Origin of the sequence: Tahibacter aquaticus, assembly GCF_004363655.1 — a bacterium.
Classification (GTDB): domain Bacteria; phylum Pseudomonadota; class Gammaproteobacteria; order Xanthomonadales; family Rhodanobacteraceae; genus Tahibacter; species Tahibacter aquaticus.
Genome location: NZ_SNZH01000024.1, coordinates 15487 through 35486 on the forward strand (window position 1 = coordinate 15487; position 20000 = coordinate 35486).

General features: G+C 64.1%; 19 protein-coding genes and 1 pseudogene. 9 read left to right on the forward strand and 11 right to left on the reverse strand.

Annotated elements, in window-relative coordinates; genetic code table 11:
- The first annotated feature begins 2 nt into the window (after positions 1-2).
- From DFR29_RS26590 to DFR29_RS26605, 4 genes are all read left to right on the forward strand, one after another.
- Positions 3-938, forward strand: a complete 936-nt coding sequence (locus DFR29_RS26590) for a cation diffusion facilitator family transporter (protein ID WP_133821681.1) — start codon at positions 3-5, stop codon at positions 936-938.
- Positions 939-1032: 94 nt separating this feature from the next.
- Positions 1033-1620 (forward strand): helix-turn-helix domain-containing protein, encoded by a 588-nt coding sequence (locus DFR29_RS26595; RefSeq protein ID WP_133821682.1) that lies wholly within the window; start codon positions 1033-1035, stop codon positions 1618-1620.
- 20 nt (positions 1621-1640) lie between these two features.
- The gene (locus DFR29_RS26600) at positions 1641-1985 is read left to right on the forward strand and encodes a hypothetical protein (RefSeq protein ID WP_133821683.1); all 345 of its coding nucleotides are present in this window, start codon (positions 1641-1643) and stop codon (positions 1983-1985) included.
- A gap of 218 nt (positions 1986-2203) precedes the next feature.
- Entirely contained in the window at positions 2204-2518 is a 315-nt protein-coding gene (locus DFR29_RS26605) for a hypothetical protein (RefSeq protein WP_166654366.1), read from the forward strand.
- Between the two features lies 1 nt (position 2519).
- Here the strand turns inward: DFR29_RS26605 and DFR29_RS26610 are convergent, their stop codons facing one another.
- From DFR29_RS26610 to DFR29_RS26620, 3 genes are read right to left on the reverse strand one after another with little or no spacing between them, the layout of a single operon-like run.
- Positions 2520-4463 carry a cytochrome c/FTR1 family iron permease gene (locus DFR29_RS26610; protein WP_133821685.1) on the reverse strand — a complete coding sequence of 648 codons (1944 nt, stop codon included), beginning with the start codon at positions 4461-4463 and terminating at the stop codon, positions 2520-2522.
- A gap of 32 nt (positions 4464-4495) precedes the next feature.
- Complete coding sequence (locus DFR29_RS26615) at positions 4496-5119, reverse strand: cation diffusion facilitator family transporter (protein WP_133821686.1); 624 nt, start codon at positions 5117-5119, stop codon at positions 4496-4498.
- Positions 5116-6309: a DUF3703 domain-containing protein gene (locus DFR29_RS26620; protein ID WP_133821687.1), complete on the reverse strand. Its 1194-nt coding sequence runs from the start codon at positions 6307-6309 to the stop codon at positions 5116-5118. Before DFR29_RS26620 ends, DFR29_RS26615 begins: the two co-directional genes overlap by 4 nt.
- Before the next feature lie 80 nt (positions 6310-6389).
- Between DFR29_RS26620 and DFR29_RS26625 the strand changes: the two genes are divergently transcribed.
- Positions 6390-6860: a MerR family transcriptional regulator gene (locus DFR29_RS26625; RefSeq protein ID WP_133821688.1), complete on the forward strand. Its 471-nt coding sequence runs from the start codon at positions 6390-6392 to the stop codon at positions 6858-6860.
- A 383-nt stretch (positions 6861-7243) separates the two neighbouring features.
- Positions 7244-8212 (forward strand): helix-turn-helix domain-containing protein, encoded by a 969-nt coding sequence (locus DFR29_RS26630; protein WP_133821689.1) that lies wholly within the window; start codon positions 7244-7246, stop codon positions 8210-8212.
- An 81-nt stretch (positions 8213-8293) separates the two neighbouring features.
- Here the strand turns inward: DFR29_RS26630 and DFR29_RS26635 are convergent, their stop codons facing one another.
- From DFR29_RS26635 to DFR29_RS26645, 3 genes are read right to left on the reverse strand one after another with little or no spacing between them, the layout of a single operon-like run.
- Positions 8294-9331 (reverse strand): hypothetical protein, encoded by a 1038-nt coding sequence (locus DFR29_RS26635; protein WP_166654367.1) that lies wholly within the window; start codon positions 9329-9331, stop codon positions 8294-8296.
- Positions 9332-9384: 53 nt separating this feature from the next.
- On the reverse strand, positions 9385-10035 hold the full coding sequence (locus DFR29_RS26640) for a hypothetical protein (protein ID WP_133821691.1): 651 nt from the start codon (positions 10033-10035) through the stop codon (positions 9385-9387).
- The gene (locus tag DFR29_RS26645; RefSeq protein WP_133821692.1) at positions 10028-10957 is read right to left on the reverse strand and encodes a hypothetical protein; all 930 of its coding nucleotides are present in this window, start codon (positions 10955-10957) and stop codon (positions 10028-10030) included. Before DFR29_RS26645 ends, DFR29_RS26640 begins: the two co-directional genes overlap by 8 nt.
- A gap of 254 nt (positions 10958-11211) precedes the next feature.
- On the opposite strand from DFR29_RS26645, the gene DFR29_RS26650 reads away from it, so the two are divergent.
- Entirely contained in the window at positions 11212-11499 is a 288-nt protein-coding gene (locus DFR29_RS26650) for a hypothetical protein (protein WP_208113747.1), read from the forward strand.
- A gap of 34 nt (positions 11500-11533) precedes the next feature.
- Here DFR29_RS26650 and lnt read toward each other — a convergent pair whose 3' ends face one another.
- From lnt to DFR29_RS26665, 3 genes are read right to left on the reverse strand one after another with little or no spacing between them, the layout of a single operon-like run.
- A complete protein-coding gene (gene lnt / locus DFR29_RS26655; protein WP_133821693.1) occupies positions 11534-14026 on the reverse strand; it encodes an apolipoprotein N-acyltransferase in 2493 nt (830 codons plus the stop codon).
- Between the two features lie 41 nt (positions 14027-14067).
- Positions 14068-14817: a hypothetical protein gene (locus tag DFR29_RS26660; RefSeq protein ID WP_133821694.1), complete on the reverse strand. Its 750-nt coding sequence runs from the start codon at positions 14815-14817 to the stop codon at positions 14068-14070.
- Positions 14818-14836: 19 nt separating this feature from the next.
- Positions 14837-15925, reverse strand: coding sequence for an SGNH/GDSL hydrolase family protein (locus DFR29_RS26665; protein ID WP_208113748.1), 1089 nt, complete (start codon positions 15923-15925; stop codon positions 14837-14839).
- Between the two features lie 1411 nt (positions 15926-17336).
- Between DFR29_RS26665 and DFR29_RS26670 the strand changes: the two genes are divergently transcribed.
- Entirely contained in the window at positions 17337-18827 is a 1491-nt protein-coding gene (locus DFR29_RS26670) for an amidohydrolase family protein (RefSeq protein ID WP_166654368.1), read from the forward strand.
- Between the two features lie 175 nt (positions 18828-19002).
- Here DFR29_RS26670 and DFR29_RS30220 read toward each other — a convergent pair.
- Positions 19003-19086, reverse strand: a pseudogene (locus tag DFR29_RS30220) (transposase); the annotation flags it as partial.
- Positions 19087-19162: 76 nt separating this feature from the next.
- Between DFR29_RS30220 and DFR29_RS30225 the strand changes: the two are divergent.
- On the forward strand, positions 19163-19411 hold the full coding sequence (locus DFR29_RS30225; RefSeq protein WP_243746192.1) for a hypothetical protein: 249 nt from the start codon (positions 19163-19165) through the stop codon (positions 19409-19411).
- Positions 19412-19481: 70 nt separating this feature from the next.
- On the opposite strand, the gene DFR29_RS26685 is transcribed toward DFR29_RS30225, so the two are convergent.
- On the reverse strand, positions 19482-19769 hold the full coding sequence (locus DFR29_RS26685; protein WP_133821696.1) for an ArsR/SmtB family transcription factor: 288 nt from the start codon (positions 19767-19769) through the stop codon (positions 19482-19484).
- Between the last annotated feature and the right edge of the window lie 231 nt (positions 19770-20000).

Genomic DNA, 20000 nt, shown 5'->3' on the forward strand with positions numbered 1-20000 from the left:
TCATGAGCCACGATCACGCCAGCGGCGCGCACGATCACGGTGTTGCCACGGCCCCGGAGCGGTCGCTGAAATGGGCGCTGCTACTCACCGGCACCTTCCTGATCGCCGAGGTTATCGGTGGCCTCCTGACCAACAGCCTGGCGCTGTTGTCCGATGCCGCTCACATGTTCACCGATGCGGCCGCGCTGGCCATCGCATTGGTCGCGATCCGCATCGGCAAGCGTGCCGCAGACGCGCGGCGGACCTTCGGCTATGCGCGCTTTGAAATCCTCGCAGCGGCGTTCAACGCGGTGTTGCTGTTCCTCGTGGCGATCTACATCCTGTGGGAGGCGATCGATCGCTTCCGCTCGCCGCCGCCGATCCAGTCCACCGGCATGATGGTCATCGCGGTTCTGGGCCTCATCATCAACGTGATTTCGATGCGGCTCCTGAGCGCGGGCAGCAAAAAGAGCCTCAACGTCAAAGGGGCGTATCTGGAGGTCTGGAGCGATATGCTCGGCTCGGTCGGCGTGCTGATCGCCGGCCTGATCATCCAGTTCACCGGCTGGCGGCCGATCGATCCGATCGTCGCCGTGCTGATCGGCTTCTGGGTGTTGCCGCGCACCTGGGTGCTGCTCAAGGACAGCCTCAACATCCTGCTCGAAGGCGTGCCCTCGGGCCTGGTCGTCGCCGACATCGAGGCCGAGATGCGCACGGTGCCGGGCGTGCACGACCTGCACGTCTGGGCGGTGACCTCCGGCAAGGCGCTTCTGACCGCCCACGTGGTGCGCGACACGGCGGTCGGCGGCACCGATGCCGAGGTTCTGGCGACCGTGCGCGAACGTCTGGAGACGCGATTCGACCTGCACCATACGACGCTGCAACTCGAGCACGTGGCCTGCAGCACGACGGCGTGCCAACTGCTCGACGAGGCGCCGGGCCATGCCGAGCACGCGTGATCGCACACCGCGCGCCGCCGCCGGCGCTGCCCACGCCGATCCCTGGCGCGGCGACCTGATCGTCGGCAGCGGCTGGGCGCGTTTTTTCGGGCGGGTGGGTCTCACCGCGCCGATCGCCTGCCGCTCGGTGCAGGTGGTGACCGCCATCTGCAGCTGGAATCGGATCGCCAGCCGCGGTGCGGCCGCGCAACGCCTGGCCGGCGCGATCGTGCGCAGCGGCGAAACTTACCAGGTGGATCCCGAGCGCCCGCAGGTGATGATTGTGTTCGCCGATGCCCGCTTGCCCGCAGGCCGCTGGCTCGACGCGCAGGCGAAGCTGCCGCTGCAACGGCTCAGCAGCGCCAGTGCCAAGCACTGGCGGCGGCTGATGTTCGCGCTCAGCCCCGCGTCGGACCTGAAATCGCTCCTGGGTAGCCTGTACGAAGACCGCGGCGATGGCGATGCCGACGTGCCCGTGTCCGGCTCGGTCACAAGATCCGCGGCCGTCATCATCGTCTGGCAGCGCGTGGCGAGCACGATTCGGGCCTATCGCGATGGCATCGAGCTGCCGCAGGCGGCGCGCGATGCCGGCTTTCCCAGCATGGGCCATTGCACCCGGGCCTTTCGCCAGCTGTTCGGCCTGTCCCCGGCAACGCTGCTCGGGATGTATCACGACGGCCATTCGGCCGCGCCAACCCGCTAGCACGGACCGGGGTTCCTCGATTGAACAGCGCCGGTGGCGATCTTTTCGTGGGTGAGCTGGTGGAGGCGCTGACCGCGCTGTGCCATTGGCTGGCCTTTGGGGCAGGCCTGGCCGCCTGCAGCACACTGTTCGTCTTCGCACAGGGCGCCGAACGCTCGATCCGACGAGGGCTCAGCGTCCTCCTGGTCCATGGCTGGGCCTTTGCGAGCTTCGCCCTGTTCACCACGGCACTGCTGTGGCCGACCCGCTGGCACCGCTGCGGGCATCACCCGCGGGTCACTCTGTTGCTCATGGCCGGCGCGGGATTGGGCGCCGCGTGGCTCGTGTTCGGATTGCCGCAGCTGCGGCGCTGGACGAACCGATGAACACCCCAACGGACGCCGATGCCGCCTCGCACGCCCGAGTCTGGCTTGACCCCGTAGCGACTCCGGACCCTAGGCTGGGTTTCTGTTGACGTGAGGAGCGTGCGATGGCGGCCCATCCCGGCAGTGATTCCTTGATCGTTTCCGCGAGCGCGCCAATCCGAGGGGCTCGCTCGGGCCGACCCCGCCGCGGTGTCCTGGGCATAGCCGTCGCCCGATCCGTGAGCGTGGGTTTATTGGCGCTCGTACTGACCGGCTGCGCGGCTTGGCGTGAGCCACCGCCGACCCACCGCCTGGGTTGGGTGAAGGCCGTCATCGACGGCGCCGCGATCCAGAACCCAGCCGATCACGCCTGCGTTGCGTCGCTCAGCGCGGCGGACATCGCCGGCCAGCGCTGGGTCGTCGTCGGCGTTCGCCAGGGCCGCTATCGACGGCTGCATACGGTCGCGCTGCCCGACGCGCTCGCGGTCGAACCGGGCGACCGGGTGTTGATCGACCCTGCGAACTGTGACGTGCCCCTGCGGCGCGCCGACTAGCTCAGCGAGAAGGCACCCGCGATCCGCTACGCCGGTTGAGAACAAACCCCGCGATCGCCAAGACCCCGACCGCCAGCTGCGCCAGCAGCGGCTGCACCGAGGGATAGATGCCCAGGAGCGCCAGGCGCGGACCGTCGATCGGACGCACCCCGATCCAACCGGCCTCCTGCAGCGCGGCCACCCCTTTGCCCGCCAGCACAACGGCCAGCACGGCGATCAGGAGCGAGCTCCAACTGAAAAACTGCGCGATCGGCAGGCGCTTGCTGTAACGCAGCAGCACGACCGAGATCACGCCCAACAGGACAATTCCGGTGAGGAGACCCGCCAACAGGGCCAAGCCGTTGTTCTCGTTCCACAGCGCGATGTAGAACAAGATCGTCTCGAACACTTCTCGATACACCGAAATGAACGCGAGGGCGAACAGGAACCAGGCCGAACGCCGCGTCAGGGCGGCCGACAACTTCTCGCGCACATACTGCTGCCAGCGTCCGGCCAGACTCTTCTGGTGCATCCAAATGCCCACGCCCAAGAGCACCGCGGCGGCAAACAACGACGACAGCCCTTCGGTGACCTCGCGTCCGGCTCCGCTGATGCCAACGACGTAGGTCGCGATGCCCCACGTCACGAGGCCGGCCAGCAGTGCGCCGACCCAGCCTGCGTGGACGTACAGCAAAACGTCCGCGCGTTCGGCTTTGCGCAGGAATGCAATCATCGCAATCACGATCAGCAGGGCTTCGAGCCCTTCGCGCAGCAGGATCGTCAAACTGCCGAGGAACGCGGCCGTCGCATCCGCGCTGGAGGCGTTGAGCGCGGTGTCCGCGGCGTCGATCAGCGATTGCAGGACGCAGGCTTGCGCATCGACCTCAGCGACCGATGCGCCGCGACCGATGCGCGCCCGGTATTCGCCCATCGCGCGCTCGACCTGATCCAGCAGGTCCCGATTGCGCAGGGCCAGCGAAGGCTCGACCGGCTCGAAGCCGTCCAGATAGGCCGACAAGGCCAGTGCCGTCGCCCGGGCGGGATCGCCCGAGGCGTAGGCGGCCTGGCTCTCCCCAAGCCGCTGGCGAGCCAGAACCAGACTGGCCGCTGAGGTACGGCCCGCGGTCACGGCCTCGGGATGCGTGCGCAGGTAGGCCATCGCCGCGCGGGCGGGTTGCTCGCCCACGATCGTGCCGAGTTCGGCTTCGGTGCTGCGCATGACCGCATCGAGGTTGAGAAAACGCACGCGCAGCGACGGGGTCGACTGCCACAGCTGCGCGCCCTCGTCCTGCAATGCCGGCGGATAGGCCAACGTGCCGACCCGCAATGCCAGCGCCCAGCGATCGTCGTCCGAGAGTGTCGTGAAAGCGGGCATCGCCGTTCCCGCCACGCCCTGGCTGATGACCTGGTACAACGCAAACACGCTGCGCTCTCGCGCACGGGCCGCATCGGTAAACGCGACGGGCGGGGGTGTGAGTGCGGCGGCGGCCGGGCCGTCCGCGCGACCGGTCAGTCCGTGACAGCTGCTGCACTGGGTTGCGTAGAGCGCCTCGGCACGCGCCAGGTCGGGTATTGCCCGGGGCGCGACCGCAATGCCGTAGGTCGCTAGTAGCGCGTCGGCCAGTCCGCGCGCCTGACGCGCCACGTCGACCGCATCGGCTTTCGCGGCAACCGCGGCGACCAGCTGATCGGCTTGTGCCAGGTGCGCGTCATGCTCCGTGCCCGCCGGCAGCGCGGCGAGCCGCGTCCGCGCCGTCGCCACGAACTCCTGCATTTCCTGATACTCCGCCGCACTCACGACGGCGTGGTTCGCCACCGCGCCGCCGTAGTCGACGCCGACGTAGTCCAACAGCTGCCAGATTTGCCGCACGTCGGCATCGAGTGCCGGCGCCGTGGTCGCGTGCACCGGCAAGACCGCCAGGAGGCTCCAAACCACGCTCCTTGCCAGACCCGCGACATAGGACATCGCCGTTCTCCGGTGAACCGCCCGCTCCGCACTCATGACCGCTCGGCCGGTGGCGACGCCGACCCGCCTGCGTCGCGCGCCTCTGACAGGATTTCCAGCGCTTCCTTGCACACGTACAAGCCGATCAGCGCACCGACCACGAGATCGGGATAGCGCCACCCCGTCGCCAGGATCAGAACGCCCGACACCAGCACACCAACATTGGCGACCACGTCCGCGCGCGTAAATATCCACGTGGCGCGCAAATGCACTTCTCCACTCCGGAACGGCCGCAACAGCCGTAACACAAACAGGTTGACCGCCAGCGACAGCAGCGCCGTCGCGATGATCGGCACGCCGATCGGCTCGCTGCCGTAGAGCGCCCGGCGGCCGACCTCGACCAGCACGCCGATGCCCAGGAGCAACAACAGGCTGCCGCTGAGTCCCGCGGCACGCTGTTTGAACACCGCGCTGCGTCCAATCGCGGTCAGACCGATCGCGTACGCCGTCGCGTCCGACAGCATGTCCAACGCATCGGCCAACAAGCCGGTCGACTGCGCCCACCAACCGGCGATCGAGCCGATCACGGCCATCGCCGCATTCAGGGCGAGCGCAATCCACAGGATGCGCCGCTCGGCGGCCGTGTTCGCCTCGGCATGGCAACCGCAATCACTCATCGGGGTGTCTCTCGGGTCAGGGTGGCCAGTTCCTCGGGGATCGCCATGCGCGCAAACGCGCTGACGCGGGCACCGCCGGTATTGCCGCGCGGCATCCATAGCCGGGTGAAGAGTGTTGCCGCAACGATGCGCGCGACCTGTCCAAGGATTTCGCGGCCATCGCGTTGACGTAACGCCCAGCGCAGGAAGGCGACGTGACTGCGCACGTGCGTTCGTGTGTGCGGCTGACCGAGTACATGCGCGCGCTCGAACGCCGCGTAGGCAGCTGTCGCATCGCCCGCTTCGAGCGCGCTGTATCCCTGCGCCAATGCCGTCTCGAAAGCGATGCCCCGCGGGCTGTCCGTGCGAGCCACGGTGCGAAACGGCCAACGCAGCTGCGCGCCATAAGTCGCCGGGACGGCCGCCTCGCGCAGACCCACGTCGCCGGCGCCGACATGGCCGGGGCGGTCCAGGAAGGTGCCGAAGGCGCGGTCCCAAACCATCCAGAACTCCCCGAAATTGACCTGCGCGTCTTCGTACTCGCGCTTGTGGTGCCAGCGGTGCAGCTCGGCCGTTGCGATCCAGCGCCGCAGCGGTCCCACCGAGTAATCGAGGTTGGCATGCTGGAATGCCAGGTGCACGCTCAATAGCGCAAGCCACACGCTCACCACGACCGCAGGCGCGCCGAGGGCGATCACCGCAATCAGGCCGGGTCCGGCCATCAGCAACGCGCTCAACGGATGACGGCGCTCGCCATTGAGCCAATACAGCCGTTCAGCACTGTGGTGGATGGCATGCAGGCGCCATGCCCAGGCAAACCGATGGCTCACACGGTGCATCGCGTACAAGCCCAGATCCAGGATCGTGCCGGCCAGGAGACACTGGATCCACGCTGGCCACGCCGTCGGCCACAGAACACCCGCCGGCATGACGACGCGCAGCGCGTGCAAGCCATAGGCGGCGCCAGCCAGAAGCCCGAAGTTGACGAGGCCGTGAAGTTGGTCCGCACGCGTGTCGCCATAGTCGTGTTGCCACGCAGGCTCGAACGGTTGCAGACGCTCGAGCAGCGCCACCGCACCGATGCCGACGGCCGCCGCCATCAGCAACGTCGGCCACACCGGCAGGACACCGGCAAGCACTTGTATGGCCAGCACTGCCATCGCGCCGATGACGAGGGGATAGGCGCCGTAGCGAAGCACCACGACAGACATCGGTCGAGCTCCCAACGCCCCTGGTCAGGGGCTTCGAAGGGCGCTAGCCTAAAGTCCGTAGTCGCTCCGGAGTCAAGTCGATGAAGATCAGCGAGGCCGCCGCCGCCAGCGGCTGCCACCTCGAAACGATCCGCTACTACGAGCGTATTGGGCTGCTATCCAAGGCCGCCCGCCGCGACAACGGATATCGCGTCTACACCCACGCCGAGGTGGAACGGCTGCGCTTCATCACGCGGGGTCGCGAGCTCGGATTCAGCCTCGAGGAAATCCAGAGCCTACTGGCATTGGCCGAGCAGACCGACATGCCCTGCGCCGATGTCGACCGCATGGCACGCCAGCACCTGGCCGATATCCAGGGCCGCATTCAAGCATTGCAACGCATGGCCCAGGAACTCGCGCGCACCATCGAGGGCTGCGCCGGCGGCGCCCGGGCCCGCTGCGCGATCCTGGGTGACCTGCAGGCGCCGGTGGATCGCACCGCGCCAAATACCTCCTCGGCGCCGAAAGGCGGCCGACGCGCCGCGGCCGGGCGACCGGGTGCCGGCCCATGAGCCGCGTCGCGCAGTACCTTGAGGCCGCCACCCGCGCCAACACGCGCCGCAGCTGTCGTTGCTCGCTTACGTTGGCACTAGCGCGGTGACCCTGTCATGCGCGGTAACGCTGTCAATTCCCGTCAGCAGCATCGATTGCTGTCCTGCGCCCGATCCTCGGCGCCAACCGCGAGAACTTAGAGCCACAACAAGCCCCCCATTGGCGTCTCCACGGTCTGCACGACCAAGGCACTGCCGTCCACTGAATCAGACATGGCCTCGGCCGCTTTCCCCCACGCTCCGAAAATTTACTAAATTTCGTTGCAATTCCGGGCATGCATCTATACGCTGTATTTCCTACACGATTTCGAAGATTTACTAAATCAGCGCGCCGGGAGACTACTATGGACAGCGAGGCACTCGTGCAGTTGGCGTTGGACGCCCAGTCGTGCAATCAAAAGGAGCTGGGCCTGCGTCTTGGCGTCTCACCAACTCAGATCAGCAAATGGAAGAAGGGTGAGCACATGTCTTTCGAAATGCGGGAGAAGCTATCCCAGCTTGCCAATATCGGCAGCATGTGCCCTCAGTTCGTGCTCTGGGCTGGCTCGCTGGAAGACGCCCGGAAGTGGGCGCGGCTGATCGACTACCTTGCGGAACGGGCTGTTGGGGAGGCCGAAACCGGGTACGACACCTATCCTCTAACGGACGAGCCGGACCTTCGGGAGCTTCTGTGCTCATCGACGTTCCACACGCTAAAAGAAATGGGCGTAGCCATTCCCAAACAGTTTCCCGCTACGCTGGATGTCGAGGTCGATGATGAGGATAACGATTCTGTTGACCGTTACGAAGCACTCCTCGAGAGCAACCCGTACTCCAGTACGATCGACAGGCTGTATCGCTCGCTGAACGACGTATACGGATTCTACGCGGCATACGTGTCCGGGCTGGTCGATGATGATGCACTGGATTTGCTAGGCACCCCTGCGGAGAACATCGAGCCGTGTTTGCTGTCGCTGGCAGCGTGCAAGATTGAGGTAGATCCGGCGTTCGCTCCGAACTTCGCAGCGTTCAATAGAGCGACAAAAGAAAACTACGAGATCTGGCTGAACATCGTCAAAGACAGGGCGTTCAGTGCTGGAAAGCCGCTGAGAGCCGAGCTTCTCAACCTGGTTTACGATTCGGGTGACGAACTAGGCCACGAAGCGGAAGCGGAAAGTCTCGGCTTCAATGCGACACGATTGCATCCGGATGTATACATGAACGAGCTGCTGGTCGGCATGCGCCTCATCCATCAGGTCCTGCCGGCGATCCTAGAAAAACTGGGAATCGAGGGCGAGTTCGCCTTGGATAGGTCCAAGCTTCAACTTGGGTAGCACTCGCGAGGCGACTCGTTTTCCACGCCGACCGAGGGTGTGTGGTTGATGCTATTCGTGATCGCAGCTATCTACGGTAGATCACTTCGAGGAGCTTCTCCGGCCCCTCGGTGAAGCTTGTCGTTTGCTCCTAGCCAATGGTCGATGTTCGAGCATCGGCGAGATTTCCAAAGCAACGTGCAACTTCTTTGCCGCAGCTGCCACTTCGCGAGGGAGCTTCTGTTTCGTCTTCCTGGCATCGACCAACCAAGCAAAGACCGCATCTGTGTCGTACCGACGATAGCTATTTGCCTGCTCGACGCCCTCGATCGCCCATTCCGCGTTGGCATGTTGAGACTTTGACGCACTCAAAACTTTCAGTTCAATCATCGTTGTGACTGTACGATAAACCGAGCCATGCGCTGCCTCGCGAGCGACCCGCAAGTCTGCGCGGCCACCCGGCGCCTGCGGTTCCTGATCGACAAATGCGACGCTGCACGAGAACGTCGCCTTCAGATGCACAAGCATGTAGGACTGAATGTGACTCTCGGGCTGTAACGACAGCTTGAACGGTTTCCCGCGAAGCCAAATCTGACGCGCAACTGGACACGTCGGATACAACAGGTTTTCGTCGGCGAATGCGCGAAGCGAATCAGCAATAGATTTAGCGGTGATGGTGGGCGACAGCGCATTTACCATCAAGTTATTGGGGCTGTTGCACCATTCGACAATGTTCTGCCCCGGCAAGTGGACGAGAATCCGCGATTGACCGAACACTGCCACGACAAAACATTGATCCTCAAGAAGAGTATCAGCGACGAATCCGAAAGCTTCGCTGATGTTGCTCCAACCAGTTCGAACACGACGCATGGTCGCGAGATTCTCGTTGCAGACTATCACTCCGGCCGACGAGCTACGATCAAGCGCGTGCCTGAAAAGTGTTTCTCTGCGCCGCGCCGCGGAATCTGCAATCTTCACGCCCGGTTCGAGTAGTGGATGCTCAGCATAGACGAGAATCGAAACCGCATCCTCACCCACCTGCCCTGCAGCCAATTGCTGCTGGTTCGCCAGCAACCATTGCTTTTGCCACGCGATCACCTCCTGCACGAATCGCAACGGCGGCTGGCCGTCCGCTGACATGAGCCAAACGCCCAGTACTGTCTGAAGCTCATCTTGTCCCAGTGTCGCCGTCATTAGGCGGCGGCCCGAGTGGCGAGAAGGCGTTGATAGGCTGTCAGTGCGTCGAGGCGACGCGATGTCGCGAGGTCATTGAGATAGCGGTCTATCGTATGAAGGCCGACAACTGTAGGTGTCTGCTCATCGTCTGTACCAACCGTTGACTCGCCTCTTTCGGAAGCAGTCTGGTACGTCAAATCCTGAAACAGAGCACCATCGAGCTTGGACTCTTCGGTTCGGGCTGCCGCAAGACATAGCTCAAGTAGAAATTGGTATAGCCGTTCGCCGAAGCTCGTCTGTCGCAGTTTTCGGACCACAAGCAAGCCTTGTCGCCGGAGCCGCGATTCGCCTTCGAATTGCAGTTCGTTCCGAGCGGGATACGCTTTGAACTGACGAATCTCGATGAGTCCGCTCATGATCAGCGCACCCAGCGCAAAATGGGCCATTCGATAGTACGGTCCCTGCTCGGTGCGGCGAGCTCGGAATCGTAGCGGTGCGATGTCATAGAAACGCGAGGACGCGAATGAAACGAACAGCAAAGCATGGAGGCGTCGACGGGACAGAGGGCCGAGGCCCGCCGCATCACTGGCAGCGAACAGCAAAAGTAGCCAGCGCGAAAAGTGCAAGCCTTCGTAGTCTTCCTTCCGCACTGGAATTGGCTTAGCCATCAGCGTACTTCCCTACTTCATCGTCAAACAGCGCCTGTGCCGTTTTGTCCTTGAGGACGCCTGGTTGCGCTGTCAGTTTCATTAGGTTGACCAAGTGGCCGCCCGACTTACGTCGAGAACCGGCGGGCCTGCCCAGCAAATGTCCAATCATCGTCGTTCCGTTGAGATTGGATGTGGCGATTACGCGCCGCTGCTTGCTCGAACCTCGCGTGGCGAAATCGCGTATCAGGTCAGCGGCACGCTCCATGAACCACGTGTCGAGACTGGCTTCCGGAGTTTCAACGATGAGCGTCATCGCGCCGTCATCGGTGACCATGTCGAGTACGGCCAGTCGGAACGCCAAGTCGAGAAATTCCTTCTGAGATTCAGAGACGCTGGTTTCACTTGTGCGAACTTGCTGAGTCGCATGGGTACCGGAGGTCATTGCCACGCGGAACGTCGGGATATTGACTTTTGACACACCGGTAGCCAATGAGAATGGGCTGTTGCGCTCGAATCGCACGCTAACGCTTTCTTGGAGGAAGCGCTCGGCATAACGAGCGATACGATCAGCTAGAGACTCGCGAATGCGCTCAATTGATTCCTGCGCGACCCCGACCGCCTTACGGTAGTTTTCAGCGAGCGCCTTGCGCTCCTTGTCGAGCTTGCCTAGGTCCAGTTCTTCTCGGGTGATCTCGTCCTGCAACGGAGACGACACCGTGCCGGGCAATTGCGCAGCAAGGTAAAGATGCTCCTCTGAGAGCTGCTGCACGCTGGTCAGCAACGTGCGAAGCAAATCCTGCTGCGTTCCGACGGCGGCCTCGATATGCGAGTACGCTTCTTTGAGTGCCTCGTGGATAGCTATCGCCTCTTCCAGCGTCTTCTCTCGCTTGCGTACTTCGGCGACCTTGATGGACTCGACATTCTTGGTCGACGTTGGCATCTTGCTATGGCAAACGAAACTCGGCGCTGGACCTGCTCAAGTTGCTCGGTCAACGAACGAAGTGCGTCAAACTGCCCCACCCCGCCCGTCCCCGAAGAAAATGCGGGCGAGCCGGCGCGGTAACATCCCCGCACTGACAAGAGGCCATACCGCATGATCCCCGACACTGTCACTCGCTGGCATCGCCTTGTGAACGCGCGCGATGCCGCCGGACTCGATGCGCTGCTGGCCGAGGGGTGTTCCATTCGCCCGTCGTGCACACGCCGCAGGCCGGCAAGGCAGTGCCCCGGGGTTACCTGCCCGCGGCGCTGGCCGTGATCATCAACGACTCGTTTCGCTATCAGCGCGAGCTGTACGGCGAAAACGACGCGGTGCCGGAGTTCCAAGTCGAACTCGATGGCATCGCGGTCAACGGCGTGGACATGATCCACTGGAATGCCGAGGGACGCATCACAGAGTTCAAGGTGATGCTGCGCCCGCTCAAAGCCGTCACGCTGATTCACGAGAAAATGGCGGCCATGCTGCAGGCGGCGCGGCGATGATAAAGCTGACCGCCCCCGTTTCCGATGTAGTTCGCTAGCCTGCAAGCAGCCGCACGGCCAGCCACGCGGGCAGCCCCAGGTAGAAAGCCACGCGGCTCAGCATCGTCAGCGCGCGGCGCACCGCGCGTGCGCGCGCCGGCCAGGGCAGCATCGCTACATGGACGGCTTCAACGACACTGCGCAGCGCAGCGGCGAACATCATCAGGCCGATGGACCAGGCACCCCACCACGCCAGCAGTCCTGTGAGCCACGCCGCGAGTCCGTAGGTGTAGTACTCGCCGAAGGTGCCGCCGAACGCGATGTGCTGATGCAGCCGAAATGCCGGCAGCGCCAGCAGCAGCGGGAACGCGACGAACTTGACCAGCGGGTGGTCGAGCCGTGGCCACCCCGCGACGGCACGCGTCGTTGCGTAGTCTGCCCTGCGTGCCGAGCCTGCGCTGGCCGGGAGCAGCGGTGATTCGGCGTCGTTCAGCACGCGCAGCAGCGCTTCAACATCGGCAATAGCGATGCCGGGTGCGAAACGCGCGCCGGAAGCGAACTGTAGATCCACGCCCGTGCCAGGCAATGGTATGCGCCACACGCGGACGTCGACGATGCGATCCAGCGGAACCTCGATACGCTGGTGACGCTGTTGCAATACGAGCATTCCGCCATCGACCCGCACGCGCGCCGCGAAGGCGCGCTGAATGCCCCATGCCGCGATCGCCGGTAGCAGCGTTACGCCGATGAAGATCTGCAGCTGCACCAGCGAGTTCACCTGCAGGCCGTCTCGCAGCAGCATCCGCAAGGCCAGCCAGAGCAGGCCGGCACCGGCGCAGACGCGCAGTAGTGCGGCGGCGATGCGCCAACCCGGCGTGAGCAGGGCAACGACGATAGCGCTCGCAGGCTTCGTAGCTGCGGCGGCTACGGCCGCAGTCGATTTGGCATTCGCGCTGTGCGTGCGCCGCACACGCACGATGGATGCCATCGCGAGCAGCAGCAGGAACGTACCCGCTGCGGCGCCCACCCAATCGCCCCAGCGCACCATCAGCGTTGCCGGTGGATCGCGCAACGGCACCTCGCCGGCGAGTACGGCGCGATCGCCGAATTTCGTGCTCGCCAGCACGGCCCCGGTGGGATCGACGAATGCGCTGAGGCCGTTGGTGGTGACGCGCAGCTGCGGCAGGCGGGTTTCGATGCTGCGGAATGCCGCCACGGCCAGATGCAGGCGCGCACCGAGGGGGGACGCGGTGAACCAGGAATCGTTGGAAAGGCCGACGATGGCCTGTGCGCCCAGACGCGCGCCGTCCAGTGCGAGTCCCGGCTGCACGTCGTCGCGGCAGATCAGCGGCACCACATTGAGTTCGCGCCCGTCGGCGGCACGCAGCAGCATCACGCGCGCGCCGGAGCCGGGTTGCCAGCTGCCGGCCCAGGGTAACCAACTGCGCAGCCGCGGACCGTCCAGCCAAGCGGGAACGTGTTCGGTGAACGGAAACAGAAATGTCTTGCGGTAGGTGCCGATGGCGCCGCTGCCAGGTGCAAGGAATGTGGCCGCGTTGTATTCGCCCGCGGCATCGCGATCGTAGGTGCCGAATACCAGGGCAACGTTGGCGCTGGCGGCGAAGTCGAGTATCTCGCGGTCCAGCGCCGCGCCGTCTTCGCTGCGCGGCTGTCCGAAGGTGGTCGGATAGACCGTCTCCGACCAGAGCACGGCGTCGGCCGCGTGATGTTCGATGGCGGCGCGCGACAACGCGAAATGCGTGTCCAGCACATCGCGTACAACGGCATAGGTGCCGCGTTCGCGCCGCTGGCCTTCGTAATCGACCATGCTCGCCTGAACCATGGCGACGCGCATCGCGTCGGCGGGCGCGCTCAGCACCGTTTCGAGCGTGGCAAGACGCAGCACGCCGTAGCCAGCCATCAGCAGCGGTAGCGCGAGCGCCAGTGCCAGCGGCCGTAGCAGGTGGCGCAGGCCTTCGCGCCGCTGCGCCACGGCCTGGGCCAGCGCCTCGTTGACGAGGATCAGCACGACGCTGATGCCGGCGGCGCCGCCGAGGTCTGCCACCTGTCGCAACCACGCCGCGGGCGCAAGGCCGTGGCCCAGCGTGTCGCCGAGGAGTTTCGGCCAAAGCCATTCGACAGCGACCCAGGCGCAGGCGCCAGCAAGCCCACTTACCCAGGCGCTGTGGTGGTGCCGCCGGGCGAGATGGCGCACCACCGCAAAGACGATCACCTGCGGTTGCAGCAACGGCGCCAATACACACAGCATCAACACGGCGGAAAACGTGCCGATACCGGTATAGGTGGCTAGCGCAGCGCCGAACCACAAGAACGCCGCCACGATGTACGCGACGCTCATCAGCCATCCGCTGAGCAGCGTGTCGGTGAACGTACGCGTGGCATCCAGCGCGAGCAGCCACGGCAGCAGCAGCACGAAGCCCAGCACCCAGGCGTCGCCGCCGCGTGCATACAGCGCCAGCAGCGACGCACTCGCGATCACGCCGGCGAGCGCGCGCCAGAGCCCGCGATATTTGGTAAAGGCGAACACTACCGGTCACCCATCAGCGCGAATGCATCAGGACAGGCGCCTCAAGGCCGCCGCTCCCCGGCAGGAGGAATGGTGATTTCGCGGATCGGCAGTCCCGGCGGCGCCATGTCGGCGGGGACGACCCGGTCGTCCGGAATCGTGATTTGCCGGCCCGATGCATCCACAAACACGCCGTCGGGCGAGAACATGAGGATGGGTTCCAGCAGCTCACCCTCGTCGGTCACCTGGTGATGACGCACGTAGCCGGGCGGCAGCTCGAAATCCGCGGGCACCGCGAGGCCGACGAGCGGCGGACTCGTACCGGGAGGATTGAAGGCGCCGATACCGGTGTGATCGCCGCTGTCGTGCAGGGCCTGGATCACCTCGGTCATGGTCGGCGCAGGCTCTGTCGGCGAGAGGTAGGTCGCAACGTCGTTGGGATCGCCACTGGGCCGATTGTCGGGGTTGGGGTCGGGGTCGGACGCGACAGGCATGGTTTGCATGGAAGCATGGCGTTGGGGCGTCCGCACCGGTGCCGTGGACGGGCGCAGCGGCGCAGCACGTGGTGCCTCGGCGGAGGTGGCGTCGGCTGGCGCCCTGCCGGCGTTGCCGGCCCGTGCCATCGCCGCGCGCTGCGCTGGCGGTGTTTGCGACGAGAACAGCAGACTCGCGATGCCCGTCGCGATAACGACGGCGGCAAGCATGATCATGGCGGTTGCCGCCGACAACCACGAACGGCGTTCGCGCACGACGCGCACGCCATCGCCGCCCATTGCGGACGGCGTGGCGTGATCATGGCCGGATACGCTCACCGGCGCGTTTCCCGGTCGATCAGGGCGTTGGCGGGCTATAGGTCGAAAGCGACCAGCCCATGCGTTCGTGCCCAAAATTGTTCCAAATTGGACTCTTGCCGCCGCTGAAGCTGGTGTAGCGTGGCGCCCCGCTGCCGGTCGATCCGCCGAACAGGCCGGCACTCACTGTGCCGCCGGTGTAGGTCGGGTGCACGTCGTCGGACTGGATGTAGTCGTAGCTGCTCGACGAACTCGCAAAATGCGTGTTCGCATCCCGCAGCGTGGGGCGAAGCGTGGTGGTGATACGCGTCACGTAGCTCGCCTCGCTTTCTCCGGTCACGTAGCGCAGCGCGTCGGAGTCGACCTGGCCGTCGCCGTTGCTGTCGTAGTCCGCACCCATGTATTGGGCGAAGCTGTCGGCGCATTTGAACCCCTTCTGGCGCGCGTAGTCGCACATCCAATAGTTCATCGTCACCAGCGCGGGCAGGAAGCGATCGCGCAGGTTTACCGTGGCGCCGGTTGTCGCATCGCGGCACGAGCTCTGCACGTTGTCCGCGTTGTAACCCGGGTAGTACAGGTTCGCGATGATCTTGAGCCGGGTATTGGCATGGGCGTTCGCGTTGATGTAGTCCATCGACTGCGCGACGTAGCTCTTGCAGGTGTTCACCGCGTTGTTCAGCGCGCTGTAGTCGCAGGTACCGGTCTGCGACTTGAAAGCGGAACGCGCTTGCAGGCCGTCGTTGCCGCACATCTCGAAAGTCACGACGCGGGTAGAGGCGTCCTGCATGTACGAGCGGTCCGCCACGATCTTGTTCTGGTAGACGTCAGATGCTACGGCGCCCGACTTGGCGCGACGGATGTTCTCGACGTCCGCGTTCCACAGCGCAGAGAGGTATTCCGAATCGACGGTTGGCGCGGAATAGCGGGCCGCATTGCTGATGGAGCCGTTGTAGCCCGCGTAGATCGAATCACCGTAGGCCACGACGCGATATTTCGCGCTCGTTCCGGCCCGATCGACAGTCCAGGAGACGTTCTGATTGAGCGTATTGCCCATGGCCTGGGCGCTCAGTATCAGCAAGGCGACAGCCGGCAGCCACCGGCGGGTAGCGCCGTGGAATCGGTTAGACATGGTTATCCCCGCGAGGTCAGTGTGCAGAAAAGACGCGGAAACCGCACGGTTTCCACGATCCCGACAAAACGCAACATGTGGCGCACGCCAGAACAAGGCGCCCCCTAGGCCGAGCAGAAGACTAAATGTGCGCGTTGTAGAGGTCAATACAATCGTTTGAATGACTTGCGATGCACCGCAACATAAACGGGCGACTTCAACGAGGTTAACCGGGGCTTGACGAAACGCTATTGCGGTTTCAGGACATCGATCGCGTTTGGAGCAATCACAAGCGGTGTTGAACGACTGTCCGATAACGTCTCGGCGTGTGTCGGTCAGCGTGCGCGTACGGGCAGCCATCGAGCGAGGACTGATCTGGCAGTCGCAGTCGCGGTCGAACAGCGAAGCCGAGCGCAAGTGCGGATTAGACGACGTGTCCCCGACTCCAACGACCGGGCAACGAGTCAGCACAAAGTACGAATCTCTGCGCCTCCGTCAGTCCTTCGGCACCGACAACGCGACTTGCCGCCCCGGGCGGAAATCAGCCGGATCATGGCGCTGCACGTAGGGCGTTCAGTTGGCGTGAGACAGACGACGAGCGGATCTACCGCCAGACGCTCAAGGCACAGGGCATTCATACTCAGATCGCAAAACGGCGTACACCGCACGGCAGCGGTCTGGGAGTCACCCGGTGGGTCGTTGAGCGAACGATTGCCTTCCGTCCACGAAGCCTTTCTCAGCCTGGGCTGCGCCATCATTTGTTGGCGGGCCTTGAAGAAATCATTTTGTTAGACGCTCTCAGGAGCCGCCACCATGAGGCGTTGTTCTGCGCAGACTGAAGACTAGGAATGCCAGGCCCGCGATCGCGTACCCGAACGGAGCTACCCACTGGGTCGACCACCAATAAGCCTGCTTATACCAACCAGGCAAGTCATGAGATTCGTCAAAGCGTAGGCCGAGCCACGCTGAGAGAGCGGAAGCAATCAGAGTGACGCTCAGCGACAATGCGCAAACCTGCAGCAGTGGGGAGCGGTCATACCGGAATTGACGAGCGACAGCCACGAAGAACGCGAGAGGACCAACAATTGGCAGCGCGCGATGAACGATGTCGTCGAGATGCATTGCAGAGGAACCTAACACCGCATTTCACGGCACATGGCCGACAAGCTAGCAGAAAAAATGGAGGACTTGGCGGCAGCTGTCGGCTGTACAGCAGGTAGTGCTCCCTTGTCTTGCCACCAAGGTCCATGGACCATGGGAGCAAGGCTCGTAACATAGCGACAATCCGAGGCAAATCAATGCGCGAGTTCTTGTTGTCGCAGTTGCGTACCAAACGCGGGCGATGGCGCGTAGCGCAAGTGGAACAGGTGCGCCACGTCTGCACGCGCGCGTTATCCTCGTCCGAGGAAACCGGAGGCGCCCAGCGAGAACCGTGAACATCACGACAGGCCGTTGCGACCCGGCACCGCTTCGTTGGCCCCCTGCAAGCGGCATACGCGCGCTCGCGCCGAAGATCGCGACCCTGGGCCTGCTGATCGTCTGGTGTGGCCTGGCGGCGATCCCGGTCGGTGCCTCGCCGCTGCCCCCGAGGCAGCGCATCGCAATCGTCGGCGTGAGCGTGGTCGACCTCGTCCAGGACCGCACTGCGCCGCCGCGCACGGTACTGATCGACGACGGCCGCATCGTCGCCATCGCCGATCCACGTACCGCGCAGATCCCGGCCGACGCGCTGCGCGTCGACGGCAAAGGGCGATTTCTGATCCCCGGACTCGTGGATATGCACGTCCATCTGTTCAATGGCTACTCGCGGCGGCCGCCGAACGAATGGACCTTTCCCCTGTTCGTCGCCAACGGCGTGACTTCAGTGCGCGAGATGAACGCGGACGCGACGGCGCTCGCGCTGGTGCGACAGTGGCGCCGTGAGCTGGATGACGGCAAACGGCTCGCGCCGCGTGTCGCGGCCGCGGGTATGGCTGTGCGCGGCACGACGCCCGACGACGCGGCGCTACGGGTCGATGCCGCCGCGGAGGCCGGTGCCGATTTCATCAAGGTGTTCTCGGAGATACCCCCGGCGCACTGGCTGTCGGTTCTTGATGCGGCGCAGCGGCACTCGCTGCCGGTCAGCGGCCATGTCCCCGCGCAAGTGCCGCTGCTGACCGCGGCAATGCGGCAAGCGAGCAACGAACATCTGATGCAGACGGCCGAAGCCTGCTCCTCGATCGGGCAGCGCGTGATCGACGAACGTCGCGCTGCAGCGTTCGAGCCCACGGCGGCACAGCGCGACGCCGAGGAAGCGCGCGTGCTGCAGACCTTCGACCGGCGCCGCTGCCGCCGCGTCGCGGCCGCACTGGCAGCGACCGGTCAAGTGCAGGTCCCTACCCTCGTGTTGGCCTACGCGGAATCGTTGCGACGAGGACACGCAACCGCATCGGATCCACGCCGGCGCTATCTGCGCGCGGACGAGCGCTTGCGCTGGGAACACCTGCTTGCCGACGCCGCTATCGCCTACGACGGCCTCGCGCAGCAACGCTGGCGGACGGCTCGCCGCATCATCTCTGCATTCGACCAAGCCGGCGTCATCGTGCTCGCCGGCACCGACGCACCGATGCCTGAGATCTACCCTGGCTTTTCGCTGCACGAGGAACTCGCTTTGCTCGTCGACGCCGGCCTGTCGCCGCGGGCCGCCCTACGTGCGGCGACGCTGCGACCGGCACAATTTCTCGGCCTGTCAGCGACACAGGGCTTGGTCGAGGTCGGCAAGCGCGCCGACCTTGTACTGCTGGACGCCGATCCCACGCACGACATCCGCCACACGCAGCGCATCCGTGCGGTCGTGCTGGATGGACGGCTGTTGCAGCGCGAGGCGCTCGATGCTCTGCTCGAGGATGCGGCACGCCTCGCGGTGATGGGCTCGTCACCCTGATCGCCTACTGTGCGTAGCTGCAACGACAGCGCACGCGGACACGATCGGCGTCGTGCCCGCGGTGTTGCTCGTGCGTAACCTGGTCTGGCGGAATTACTGGAAGCCCTCAGCGAAAATCGCGTCGCTACCCGTCAGCGTGAAGAACACGGCACTGACCGGTCCGACCTGACCCGCATTGGTCGCGCTGTTCCTTGACCGACGTTCGATAGTGTTCGAGCGCCTCGCGGGCGTGAGCATGTTTTTGCTCCAACGACTGCGCGCATGATGTCCAGCCGCATATCTGTCGCCAATACCTTGGCTGCTTGGACGGGACTACAGACTTCGAAAATCCGGCAATGCTTATCAAAGTCCATGCCCTTTCCGCGGATCGTCGCGCCGAGGTCATGCACATGCAGGACGCCAAAGTCGAAATGCTTCACTGCGGCATCGAGATCGATCGACGCCTGCTCGAAGGTCTTTTTGGTTTCAACGATGCAATAAATAGAGCACCTCATGGTGGAAGGTTCCCGGGAGTTTATGCGCTCGGCGATTCCGACGAGTTTGAAAAAAACCTGGGTAGCACGGATCCCATCAACCGCGAGTAAAACGTCATCGGAAAAAACTGGCGGCACTCGACCCGACGCAAACGTGACCGAACGCCAACGTGAGTCAGCCTCACTTTCGCTCTCCACAATACACGCCGTGTAGGACATCGATGATGCGTTGCGCCGGCCCCTTTGCCATCGAGTAAACGATGCTCTGCGCTTCTCGACGTGTGCCCACCAATCCGTCCTCTCGCAGCACCGCCAGATGCTGCGAGAGTGCCGACTGACTCAGATCGAGCAAGTCATTGAGTTCGCCGACCGTGCGCTCGCCCTCCGCGAGCAGGCACAGGATCATCAGTCGCTTCTCGTTTGCCAGGGCTTTGAGCAGGCGCGCTGCTTCCGCAGCGTGGGCGGCCATTTGGTTTGCTGTGGAGCGGGATCGTGCAGTACGTCGCGTCATCAAGACCCTCCTACGCGCAGGTTGATTCTCGGCCGTGTTCGCGGCCGCTTGACGACATGATGCCATCGCCACCGAGGACATGCGATCACCCGAGCTTTCGCGGGGCATCCAGCAAGAAGCTGGCGGCTCGTCCACGGGGTGCGTCGTACGGTGATACTTAATATTAGTTGACGTTAATATTAGACGATA